The 10369-nt window shown below is 69.4% G+C and carries 8 protein-coding genes; 6 read left to right on the plus strand and 2 right to left on the minus strand.

Annotated features, from left to right (window positions below):
* Positions 1 to 296 precede the first annotated feature (296 nt).
* The gene (locus GRF61_RS21680; RefSeq protein ID WP_169152704.1) at positions 297 to 1559 is read right to left on the minus strand and encodes an Hsp70 family protein; all 1263 of its coding nucleotides are present in this window, start codon (positions 1557 to 1559) and stop codon (positions 297 to 299) included.
* 586 nt (positions 1560 to 2145) lie between these two features.
* Here GRF61_RS21680 and lldP point away from each other — a divergent pair.
* The 3 genes from lldP (at position 2146) to lldD (ending at position 5830) form a co-directional block, all read left to right on the plus strand.
* Complete coding sequence (lldP, locus tag GRF61_RS21685) at positions 2146 to 3807, plus strand: L-lactate permease (protein WP_169152705.1); 1662 nt, start codon at positions 2146 to 2148, stop codon at positions 3805 to 3807.
* A gap of 83 nt (positions 3808 to 3890) precedes the next feature.
* Positions 3891 to 4673 (plus strand): transcriptional regulator LldR, encoded by a 783-nt coding sequence (gene lldR / locus GRF61_RS21690; protein WP_169152706.1) that lies wholly within the window; start codon positions 3891 to 3893, stop codon positions 4671 to 4673.
* On the plus strand, positions 4670 to 5830 hold the full coding sequence (gene lldD / locus GRF61_RS21695; protein ID WP_169152707.1) for an FMN-dependent L-lactate dehydrogenase LldD: 1161 nt from the start codon (positions 4670 to 4672) through the stop codon (positions 5828 to 5830). Before lldR ends, lldD begins: the two co-directional genes overlap by 4 nt.
* Positions 5831 to 6156: 326 nt before the next feature.
* Here lldD and GRF61_RS21700 read toward each other — a convergent pair whose 3' ends face one another.
* The gene (locus GRF61_RS21700; protein ID WP_169152708.1) at positions 6157 to 7125 is read right to left on the minus strand and encodes a LysR family transcriptional regulator; all 969 of its coding nucleotides are present in this window, start codon (positions 7123 to 7125) and stop codon (positions 6157 to 6159) included.
* Between the two features lie 137 nt (positions 7126 to 7262).
* On the opposite strand from GRF61_RS21700, the gene GRF61_RS21705 reads away from it, so the two are divergent.
* From GRF61_RS21705 to GRF61_RS21715, 3 genes are all read left to right on the plus strand, one after another.
* Complete coding sequence (locus GRF61_RS21705) at positions 7263 to 7721, plus strand: (2Fe-2S)-binding protein (RefSeq protein WP_169152709.1); 459 nt, start codon at positions 7263 to 7265, stop codon at positions 7719 to 7721.
* A gap of 13 nt (positions 7722 to 7734) precedes the next feature.
* Entirely contained in the window at positions 7735 to 9945 is a 2211-nt protein-coding gene (locus GRF61_RS21710; RefSeq protein ID WP_169152710.1) for a xanthine dehydrogenase family protein molybdopterin-binding subunit, read from the plus strand.
* Positions 9946 to 10242: 297 nt separating this feature from the next.
* Positions 10243 to 10369, plus strand: a 127-nt coding sequence (locus GRF61_RS21715; protein ID WP_169150967.1) for an XdhC family protein, incomplete at its 3' end; no start/stop codon positions are given.

Consider the following 10369-nt stretch of genomic DNA (forward strand, 5'->3'; position numbering starts at 1 on the left):
GCGGGGAGCGGGGCTGGGGTCATGTCGAGGGCTTTTGTCGTTTGTTCTGGTTCAAGGGCGCGGCGGTCGGGCTGCCGGCCACGGTGCCGGCGTGGGAGCGGCCTGTTCTCCTGAGCCGTTTGCTGGCGCATGGGCCGGCAGCGTCGAGGCTATCCGTTTGCCTGCGGGCTGGCGATCGCGCTTTCCGGTTTCGTTTGCACGGTGCTCGCCAGGCCAGGGCTGTGCGCGGGCTTTACGCCCCGCCGCGGCTCCAGGCCCGGCACAGGCTGAGTATTCCGCGCCCTTCGCCCGCTGCCTCAACCGTAACGCCGCGCCGCTTCCACCGCCAGGCCGGCGCCGATGCTGCCGTAGAGGTCGCCTTCCACGCTGCGCGCCTGCGGCAGTTCGGCGGCGATGCGGGCGCGCAGCTGGGCGACGCCGCTGGCGCCGCCGGTGAAGTAGAGGGTGTCCACCCGGTCGCGGGCGACGCCGGCCTGGGCCAGCAGGGCGGCCACCGTTTCGGCCACCCGGTCCACCAGCGAGGTGGTGGCGGCGGTGAAGGCGGCGGCGTCGATGGCGTGGGTGAAGCCGGGCTGCAGGCGGCCCAGCTCCAGCGTGGCGCTGGGCGCGGCGGAGAGGTCGATCTTGGCCTGTTCCACCTGCAGCGCCAGCCAGTGGCCTTCGCGGTTGTTGATCAGGCGGGAGAGGCGGTCCAGTTCTTCGCGCGCCTCGGCGTCGCGGTAGATGTTCTGCAGGTCGGCCCAGGTCTGGCGGGTGTAGGCGCTGTTGATGGTGTGCCAGGTGGCGAGCTGGAAGTAGATGCTGGAGGGGATGGCGGCGCCGTTCTTCATGCGGCCGCGGTAGCCCAGCAGCGGCATCACGCAGTCCAGGCTGAGGGCGCGGTCGAAGTCGGTGCCGCCGATGTGCACGCCGGCGTTGCCCAGCAGGTCGTCGCTGCGGTCGGCCCGGCGGGCGCGCTCCGGCGACAGGCGCACCAGCGAGAAGTCGGCGGTGCCGCCGCCGATGTCGGCGATCAGCACCAGCTCCTCGCGCGTCAGCGAGGCTTCGTAGTGCAGCGCCGCGCCTATGGGTTCGAACTGGAAGCTGACTTCGCGGAAGCCGACGCGGCGGGCGATGTCTTCCAGCGTGTCCTGCGCCTTGCGGTCGGCGGCGGCGTCCTCGTCCACGAAGTGCACCGGGCGGCCGAACACCGCCTGGTCGAAGCCGCGGCCGGCGGCGGTTTCGGCGCGGCGCTTGAGTTCGCCGATGAAGCTGGCGAGCAGCTCGCGGAAGGAGAGGGCGCGGCCCAGCACCTCGGTATGGCCGTCGATGAGGCTGCTGCCGAGCAGGCTCTTCAGCGCCCGCATCAGCCGGCCTTCGTAGCCTTCCAGGTATTCGGCCAGCGCGTCGCGGCCGTAGTGGGTGCTGTCCTCGTCGGCGTTGAAGAACACCGCCGAGGGCAGGGTGGGCTTGCCGTCTTCCAGCGGCAGCAGCGTGGGCAGGCCGGGGCGCAGCCAGCCGGCGGTGGAATTGGAGGTGCCGAAGTCGATGCCGCAGGCGCGGGCGGGTGCGGAAGTCATGCGAAGGCCCGGGGCGTAAAGGGCAGGGATGCTACCGCCGCCTCCGGCCGGCCGCCAGCCCCGGCTCCCCTCGGAGGTATGCGGCGACTGCCCTTTTCGGGCGCCGGGCCGGCCGTGGGGGCGCAGGCCGCCGGTCGGGAGGCGGCGGGAGGATTGCAGTGGGGAAGCCGCCCCAAGGCCACGGTTGCCGGCAGCCGCTACGCGGGCGGTGCGGTGCGGTGCAGCCGGTGCGGCTGCCGGGCCTGTTACATCTTTCCCTTGTATTAGGTCTTATATATGTCAAACGAGTTGTATGGAATGCAACACAGTCGCGCGAGGCCAGAAGGGAGGCGGATTGGTGCACTGCAAATAAGGTTATTCGCCCGGTTGTTTTCCATTCTTTTCGGGTATTGGTCTTACCAATAAGAGGAAAATTTCGCCTCTATCTGTCTGCCCCAATTGACGTTTCCCCGGAAACCCCGTTTTAATCCGCACCGTTTGGTTATACCGATTCGCTAATTGGTATGACCAATCAAAAAATAAATCAAGTGGACGACGTCCACACCCGGCGGCGTACCCGCCGAGGATGAACGGGAGTGAGAAAACAATGCAGGCCTGGGAACAACTCTATGACCCGGCTGGCAACCTCTGGTTGTCCAGCCTGATCGCGCTGCTGCCGATCGCCTTCTTCTTCGTCGCCCTCGCGGTGCTGCGGATGAAGGGCTGGATGGCCGGCACCATCACCGTGATCATCGCGCTGCTGGTGGCGCTCTTTTTCTACCGCATGCCGCTGGAGCGGGCGCTGGCTTCCGGCGTGTACGGCTTCTTCTACGGCCTGTGGCCGATCGCCTGGATCATCATCGGCGCGGTTTTCCTCTACAAGGTGTCGGTGAAAACCGGCCAGTTCGACATCATCCGCGCCTCCATCCTCTCGGTGACGGAGGATCAGCGCCTGCAGATGCTGATGGTGGGCTTCTCCTTCGGCGCCTTCCTGGAAGGTGCCGCGGGCTTCGGCGCGCCGGTGGCCATCACCGCCGCACTGCTGGTCGGCCTGGGCTTCAAGCCGCTGTACGCCGCCGGCCTGTGCCTGATCGTGAACACCGCGCCGGTGGCCTTCGGCGCGATGGGCATTCCCATCATCGTCGCCGGCCAGGTGACCGGGCTGGATGCCTTCCACATCGGCCAGATGGCGGGCCGCCAGCTGCCCTTCCTGACAGTCATCGTGCTGTTCTGGATCATGGCCATCATGGACGGCTGGCGCGGCGTGAAGGAAACCTGGCCGGCGGTGATCGTGGCCGGCGGCTCCTTCGCCATCGTCCAATACCTCACTTCCAATTTCATCGGCCCCGAGCTGCCGGACATCACCTCCTCGCTGGCCTCGCTGGTGTGCCTGACCCTGTTCCTGAAGCGCTGGCAGCCCAAGCGCATCTTCCGTTTCGAGGATGCCGACGCGCACCTGGACGCCAAGGTGCAGCAGGAAGCCCACAGCCACTACAGCGCCGGCCAGATCATCAAGGCCTGGTCGCCCTTCCTGATCCTGACCGCCATGGTCACCATCTGGAGCGTGAAGCCGTTCAAGGCCCTGTTCGCCAAGGGCGGCGCGCTGGAGAGCTGGATCATCAAGTTCCCGGTGCCCTCGCTGGACGCGCTGGTGCAGAAGATGCCGCCCATCGTCGCCAAGCCGACGCTGTACGAGGCGGTGTACAAGTTCGACTGGTTCTCCGCCACCGGCACCGCCATCCTGTTCGCCGCGCTGATCTCCATCCTGCTGCTGCGCATGCGTCCGGCGGAAGCGGTGAAGACCTTCGGCGAAACGGTGTACGGGCTGCGCATGCCCATCTACTCCATCGGCATGGTGCTGGCCTTCGCCTTCATCGCCAACTACTCCGGCCTCTCCGCCACGCTGGCGCTGGCCCTGGCGCACACCGGCCACGCCTTCACCTTCTTCTCGCCCTTCCTCGGCTGGCTGGGCGTATTCCTGACCGGTTCGGATACCTCGGCCAACGCCCTGTTCGCCGCGCTGCAGGCCAACACCGCGCACCAGATCGGCGTCTCCGACATCCTGCTGGTGGCGGCCAACACCACCGGCGGCGTCACCGGCAAGATGATCTCGCCGCAGTCCATCGCCATCGCCTGCGCGGCGGTCGGCCTGGCCGGCAAGGAGTCGGACCTGTTCCGCTTCACCGTGCGCCACAGCCTGGTGTTCTGCACGCTGGTGGGCATCATCACCACGCTGCAGGCCTATGTGGTGCCCTGGATGATTCCCTGAGGCCATGCGCCGGCCTTGCGCTTCCATGTTGTTTCGGGCACGCGGTGCAGCCGCCCGCGCGGCGGCTGCCGGAAAATAGCGGGATGAAAACGACCCGCACTTCCGAACGTCTGTCCGACCGGGTTGCCGCAGAACTGCGGCAACTCATCTCCCAGCGCGGCCTCCAGGCCGGCGACCGCCTGCCCGCCGAGCGCGCGCTGGCGCTGGAGCTGGGCGTTTCGCGCACCGCCCTGCGCGAGGCCATCGCCCAGCTCAGCGCGCAGGGCCTGCTCGCCGCCCGGGTGGGCGGCGGCACCTTCGTGCAGGCGGCGCGCACGCCCACCCAGCGGGTGGTCGGGCCGCTGGAGCCCTTCCTGCCGCTGTTCCAGGGCGATCCGGAATACCGTTTCGACGTACTGGAAACCCGCTACGCGCTGGAAGGCGCCACCGCCTGGCACGCCGCGCTGCGCGCCACCGACGACGACCGCGCGCGCATCCGCGAGGCCTTCGACACCATGATGGCCGCCCACGGCAAGAACGACCCGGCCGGCGAGGCGGTGGCCGACGCCGCCTTCCACCTCTCCATCGCCGAGGCCTCGCACAACCTGGTGCTGCTGCAGGTGATGCGCGGCCTGTTCGACCTGCTGCAGACCAACATCTCCCAGAGCCGGGAGAAGCTCTACGTGTCGCCGCGCACCTTCAACCCGCTGTCCGCACAGCACCGGGAAATGATGGACGCCATCCTGGCCGGCGACCCGGAACGCGCCAGCGCCGCGGCGCACGCCCACCTTGTTTTCGTGCACGACTCCTTGCGCACACTGGACGAGGACGAAGCCCGCCGGGCCCGTGCCTCCCGCCTTCCACCTGCCGAACGCGAGCGAACATGATCATTTCCGCTTCCACCGACTACCGCGCCGCCGCCGAAAGCCGGCTGCCGCCCTTCCTGTTCCACTACATCGATGGCGGCGCCTACGCCGAGCACACGCTGCGGCGCAACGTCTCCGACCTGGCGGACATCGCCCTGCGCCAGCGCATCCTGCGCAACATGTCCGAGCTCAGCCTGGAAACCGAGCTGTTCGGCGAGAAGCTGGCGATGCCGGTGGCGCTGGCGCCGGTCGGCCTCACCGGCATGTACGCCCGCCGCGGCGAAGTGCAGGCGGCGCGGGCGGCGGCGAAGAAGGGCGTGCCCTTCACCCTGTCGACCGTGTCGGTGTGCCCCATCGAGGAAGTGGTGCCGGCCATAGACCGGCCGATGTGGTTCCAGCTCTACGTGCTGAAGGATCGCGGCTTCATGCGCAACGCCCTGGAGCGGGCCAAGGCCGCCGGCGTTACCACCCTGGTGTTCACCGTTGACATGCCCACCCCCGGCGCCCGCTACCGCGACGCCCACTCCGGCATGAGCGGCCCTAACGCGCCGCTGCGCCGCATGCTGCAGGCGGTGACCCACCCCGCCTGGGCCTGGGACGTCGGCCTGCTGGGCAAGCCGCACGACCTCGGCAATATCTCAGCCTACCGCGGCCACCCCACCGGCCTGGCCGACTACATCGGCTGGCTGGCGGCCAACTTCGATCCCTCCATCTCGTGGAAGGACCTGGAGTGGATACGCGAATTCTGGGAAGGCCCGATGGTGATCAAGGGCATCCTCGACCCGGAAGATGCCCGCGACGCGGTGCGCTTCGGCGCCGACGGCATCGTCGTCTCCAACCACGGCGGCCGCCAGCTCGACGGCGTGCTCTCCAGCGCCCGCGCGATGCCGGCCATCGCCGACGCGGTGAAAGGCGAGCTCAAGATCCTCGCCGACTCCGGCATCCGCAACGGCCTGGACGTGGTGCGCATGATCGCCCTCGGCGCCGACGCGGTGATGCTGGGCCGCGCCTTCGTCTACGCCCTGGCCGCCGCTGGTGAGGCCGGCGTGGAGAACCTGCTGACCCTGTTCGAGAAGGAAATGAAGGTGGCGATGACGCTGACCGGCGCCAAGACGATTGCCGAGATCACCCGGGAGTCGCTGGCCGGGGTGACGCGGGAGTCGGCTGTCTCGGTCTGAGGCGGTTTAGATCGGTGGCGGGGCTGACAGGCCGCGCCAGGTCAGCGGGCCGTAGATACTGCGGCCCGCTGCGTTTCCGGCGGTACAGATGACGCACTCGTGCCGCAGCCCCTGCTTTTTCCCTCCCCCGTCGTGGGGGAAGGCCGGGGAGAGGGGGCGACCCGCCAGGGGCACCGCCCGTCCCCTAGCTTTCCCCCAGACTCTGCTCCGCGCCCCGGCCTGGCGACCTGCATGCCACAGGGCGCTCCGGCGGGCGAGGCCGTGCTTCGCTTTTTCCGCCTCTGCCCGCGAGGGGGAGCAAGCCGGCGCCTGCTCCGCCCAGCGCTTCAAAGGCTCACCGCTTTAGGTTCGTCCGCCCCAGTCTTCCCCTGCTCCCGCCCTTCCTCGTTCGCCGCCAGGAAATGGTCGATGAACACCCTCAGCCGTGGCGGCATCTGGGTGCTGCGGGGGAAGTAGAGATAGGCGCGGCTCAGCGAGGGCGCGTAGCTCTCCAGCACCGTCACCAGCCGGCCGCTGCGGATGTCCTCGGCGGCCATCGATTCGATCACCTGCGCCAGCACCAGCCCGCGCCGCGCCAGGTCCAGCTCCGCGTCCAGGTCGTTCACCACGAAGCGGCCGTTCACCTCCAGTTCCACCGGCCGGCCCTCGCGCTGGTAGAACCAGCGCGCCACCCGGCCGCTGGTGATGTAGCGGAAGCGGCTGCAGTCGTGGGCGGCGAGGTCTTCCAGCGTCTGCGGCGGCGGGCGGCGGGCGAAGTAGGCGGGGGCGGCCACCGTCGCCAGTCGCTCCGGCGTGCTGATGGGCACCGCCACCATGTCCGCCTCGATGTTGCCGCCCAGGCGCACGCCGGCGTCGAAGCCCTCGGCGACGATGTCGGTCAGCCCGTCGTCCAGCGCGAACTCCAGGCCCACCGCCGGATAGCGCTCCGCGAAGCTGGCGACGTGGGGCGCGAACAGCCGGACATAGGCCAGCCGCGACAGGGTGATGCGCACCGTGCCGCTGGGCTGGTCGCGCACCTCGTCCAGGGTTTCTATCGCCCCGCCCAACTCGGCCAGGCCACGGCGCACGCCGTCCAGCACCCGCGCGCCCTCCTCGGTGAGGCCGACGCGGCGAGTGGTGCGTGCCAGCAGCCGCACGCCCAGGCGTTGCTCCAGCGTGCGCATGGACTGGGACAGCGCCGAGGCCGAGAGGCCCATCTCCGCCGCGGCGCGGCTGAAGCTGGCGTGGCGGGCGACGCACTCGAAGGCGGCGAGGGCGGGCAGCAGGGCGGGCTCGATTCTTAAGGCTGGCTTCATGGCTCTTCCATCATTGGCACGTCGATCTTAAAAGACAAAGCGTCTAGGCTGCAGCACGGCATGCAAGAACAACATGGCGCCCACATGCCTGCGCCCTTTTCCCTTTGGCTCCCACCCTTCCTCCCAGGAGACGCCCGATGACCCGTTTCACGCTCAACGGTAAGCAGGTCAGCTCCGAGCTGCCGGACGATACGCCCCTGCTGTGGGCTCTGCGCGACGACCTCAACCTCACCGGCACCAAGTTCGGCTGCGGCATGGGCCTGTGCGGCGCCTGTACGGTGCATCTGAACGGCACGCCCATCCGCTCCTGCTCCACCCCGCTGTCGGCCGCCGCCGGCGCCCGCATCACCACCATCGAGGGCGTGGGCATGGAACGCGCCGGCAAGGCGGTGCAGGCGGCCTGGCAGAAGCTGGACGTGGTGCAGTGCGGCTACTGCCAGTCCGGCCAGATCATGTCCGCCACCGCGCTGCTGGCCGGCAATCCCAAGCCGACCGATGCCGACATCGACGCCGCCATGAGCGGCAACATTTGTCGATGTGCGACCTACGTGCGCATCCGCGCCGCCATCCACGAAGCCGCCAAGGCCCTGGCGTAAGGAGCGCACGATCATGAATTCCCGCATCCACAACGTTTCCCGCCGCGACTTCCTCAAGAGCGGCGCCGGCCTCACCCTGGCGCTGGTGCTGCCGGCGGCGCAGGCCGCGCAGCCGGGCGTGGCCGGCCCCGGCATCGCCGGCAGCGGCCCGCAGGCGGCCGGCAGCTTCTCGCCCAACGCCTTCGTCCGCATCGGCAGTGACGGCACCGTCACCGTGCTCTCCAAGCACCTGGAGATGGGGCAGGGCACCTACACCGGCCTCGCCACCCTGGTCGCCGAAGAACTGGACGCCGACTGGAAGAAGGTGGTGGTGGAAGGCGCGCCGGCGGATGCCGGCCGCTACAACAACCTGTTCTGGGGACCGGCGCAGGGCACCGGCGGCAGCACCGCCATCGCCAACTCCTTCGAGCAGCTGCGCCAGGCCGGCGCCGCCGCCCGCGCCATGCTGGTGCAGGCCGCCGCCGAGCGCTGGAAGGTGCCGACGGCAGAGATCCAGGTGGCCAACGGCGTCGTCAGCCACGCCAGGAGCGGGCGCAAGGCCGGCTTCGGCGAACTGGCGGAGGCCGCCGGCCGGCTGCCGGTGCCGGAAAAGGTCGCGCTGAAGGACCCCAAGGATTTCAAGCTCATCGGCCGCAGCGCGCCGCGCAAGGACAGCGTGGCCAAGACCACCGGCCAGGCGCAATTCACCCAGGACGTGAAGCTGCCCGGCATGCTGGTGGCGGTGGTGGCCCACCCGCCGCGCTTCGGCAGCACGGTGCGCAGTGTGGACGACAAGGCGGCGCGCGCCGTGCCCGGCGTGGCGGACGTGGTGCGCATCCCCACCGGCGTCGCGGTGCTGGCCGACAGCTACTGGACGGCGAAGAAGGCGCGCGAGGCGCTGCAGGTGGAATGGGACGACTCCCAGGCCTGGCGCGGCAGCAGCGAGCAGCTGTTCGCCGACTACCGCAAGCTCGCCGCCACTTCCGGCGCGGTCGCCCGCCGCGATGGCGACGCCAGCGGCGAACTCGGCAAGGCCGCCAAGGTGCTGGAGGCGGAGTACGACTTCCCCTACCTCGCCCATGCCGCCATGGAGCCCATCAACTGCGTGATGCGGCTGAGCGCCGAGGGCTGCGAGGTGTGGAACGGCGAGCAGTTCCAGACGGTGGACCAGGCCAACATCGCCCAGCTGTTCGGCCTCAAGCCGGAGCAGGTCACCCTGCACATGCTGTATGCCGGCGGCAGCTTCGGCCGGCGCGCCAATCCGCTGTCCGATTACCTGCTGGAGACCGCCCACATCGTCAAGGCCATAGACGGCCGCGCGCCGGTGAAGCTGGTGTGGTCGCGGGAAGACGACATGCGCGCCGGCTTCTACCGCCCGCTCTACCTGCACCGCCTGCGCGCCGCGCTGGACGGCCAGGGCAAGCCGCTGGCCTGGGAGCAGCGCATCGTCGGCCAGTCCATCATCAAGGGCTCGCCCTTCGAGCCCATGATGATCAAGGACGGCGTGGACGCCACCTCGGTGGAAGGCGCCGCCAACCTGCCCTACGCCATTCCCAACCTGCTGGTGGACCTGCACACCCCCGGCGCCGAGCTGAAGGTGCCGGTGCAGTGGTGGCGCTCGGTCGGCTCCACCCACACCGGCTTCGCCACCGAAGTCTTCATGGACGAGCTGGCGGTGGCGGCCAAGGCCGACCCGGTGGCCTACCGCATGGAGCTGCTCGCCGCCCACCCGCGCCACGCCGGCGTGCTCAAGCTGGCGGCGGACAAGGCGGGCTGGGCCAAGCCACTGCCGGCGGCCAAGGATGGCAAGCGCGGCCGCGGCGTGGCGGTGCACGAATCCTTCAACAGCTACGTCGCCCAGGTGGTGGAAGTGACGGTGGCCGCCGACGGCAGCTTCAAGGTGGACAGGGTGGTGTGCGCGGTCGACTGCGGCATCGCGGTGAATCCGGACGTGATCCGCGCGCAGATGGAAGGCGGCATCGGCTACGGCCTGGCCGCGGCCCTCACCGGCGCCATCACGCTGAAGGATGGCCAGGTGGAGCAGTCCAACTTCCACGACTACCCGGTGCTGCGCATCAACGAGATGCCCAAGGTGGAGGTGCACATCATGCCCTCGGCGGAGAAGCCCACCGGCGTCGGCGAGCCGGGCGTGCCGCCGCTGGCGCCGGCGCTGGTGAATGCGCTGTATGCGGCGACCGGCAAGCGCATCCGGGCCCTGCCCATCGGGGAGCAGTTGAAGGCCTGAGGAGGAAGGGGCAGGGGAGAGTGGGCGCTCCGCAGGGGCGGCAGTGTCAGCCCAGCGCCTCCCCCTCTCCCTCAACCCTGCAGGGCGCTCCGGCGGGCGAAGCTGGGCTTGGCTTTTTCCGCCTGTGTCCCTCATCCCCACCAACGCATCACCGCCATCCCCGGGGAATGCTTCCTGCTAGCGTTCCAAGCAATCGACCGGACCCGACCCCGCGTCCGCCGGCCACAACCGATCCGGCCGCCGCCCCATGAAAGGGGCGACAAGCTGGACAGAAGTACCCCACGGAGAAAACACGACATGGATAGCCTGGACCTCGAAGTGCTGCAGCGGGCCCGGCGCTGGCTGAGCGAAGGCCGGCGGGTATTGCTGGCCACGGTGGTGCGCACCTGGGGTTCCTCGCCGCGCCCGCCCGGCGCGCTGCTGG

Source organism: Azoarcus sp. TTM-91, from assembly GCF_012911025.1.
GTDB lineage: Bacteria > Pseudomonadota > Gammaproteobacteria > Burkholderiales > Rhodocyclaceae > Azoarcus.

Excerpts from the sequence above, each read along its gene's own strand:
- lldD (WP_169152707.1), top strand. The coding sequence starts at position 4,670 with ATGATCATTTCCGCTTCCACCGACTACCGCGCCGCCGCCGAAAGCCGG.
- GRF61_RS21680 (WP_169152704.1), bottom strand. The coding sequence starts at position 1,559 with ATGACTTCCGCACCCGCCCGCGCCTGCGGCATCGACTTCGGCACCTCC.
- GRF61_RS21705 (WP_169152709.1), top strand. The coding sequence starts at position 7,263 with ATGACCCGTTTCACGCTCAACGGTAAGCAGGTCAGCTCCGAGCTGCCG.
- lldR (WP_169152706.1), top strand. The coding sequence starts at position 3,891 with ATGAAAACGACCCGCACTTCCGAACGTCTGTCCGACCGGGTTGCCGCA.
- GRF61_RS21700 (WP_169152708.1), bottom strand. The coding sequence starts at position 7,125 with ATGAAGCCAGCCTTAAGAATCGAGCCCGCCCTGCTGCCCGCCCTCGCC.
- lldP (WP_169152705.1), top strand. The coding sequence starts at position 2,146 with ATGCAGGCCTGGGAACAACTCTATGACCCGGCTGGCAACCTCTGGTTG.
- GRF61_RS21710 (WP_169152710.1), top strand. The coding sequence starts at position 7,735 with ATGAATTCCCGCATCCACAACGTTTCCCGCCGCGACTTCCTCAAGAGC.